Origin of the sequence: Marinimicrobium sp. UBA4209, from assembly GCF_002381585.1 — a bacterium.
GTDB lineage: Bacteria > Pseudomonadota > Gammaproteobacteria > Pseudomonadales > Cellvibrionaceae > Marinimicrobium > Marinimicrobium koreense.
In genome coordinates this window covers 13,485-13,787 of sequence record NZ_DFTP01000085.1, presented here as the reverse complement: position 1 = coordinate 13,787, position 303 = coordinate 13,485, and the positions used below count along the sequence as shown (strand labels likewise).

Here is a 303-nt window from a genome sequence, read left to right as displayed (position 1 = left end):
AGTGTATCCGGTCAGTACTCCGGGCGGCTGGAATCTTCTGGGGCGCACCGCGCTCAAGATGTTCGACCCCGACCGGGACAACTTATGCCCGGTCGCACCGGGCGACCGGGTGCGGTTTGTGTCCATCAGCCGGGACGAGTTTCTGGCGCAGGGAGGGTGGCTGGATGACTGATCGTCCCACCTTCGGACTGACCGTGATCAAGCCCGGTATGCTGACGCTGCTGCAGGACCTGGGGCGGTTTGGCTATCAGCACCTGGGGCTGACCCCCGGAGGGGCCGCGGATGAGCAGGCGTTTCTCTGGG

1 protein-coding gene is annotated in these 303 nt (G+C 65.3%); it reads left to right on the top strand.

All coding sequences use genetic code 11. The annotated features are described in order from the left end of the window. Position 1 precedes the first annotated feature (1 nt). A complete protein-coding gene (locus B3187_RS17610) occupies positions 2 to 172 on the top strand; it encodes a carboxyltransferase domain-containing protein (protein WP_414673698.1) in 171 nt (56 codons plus the stop codon). Positions 173 to 303: the final 131 nt, after the last annotated feature.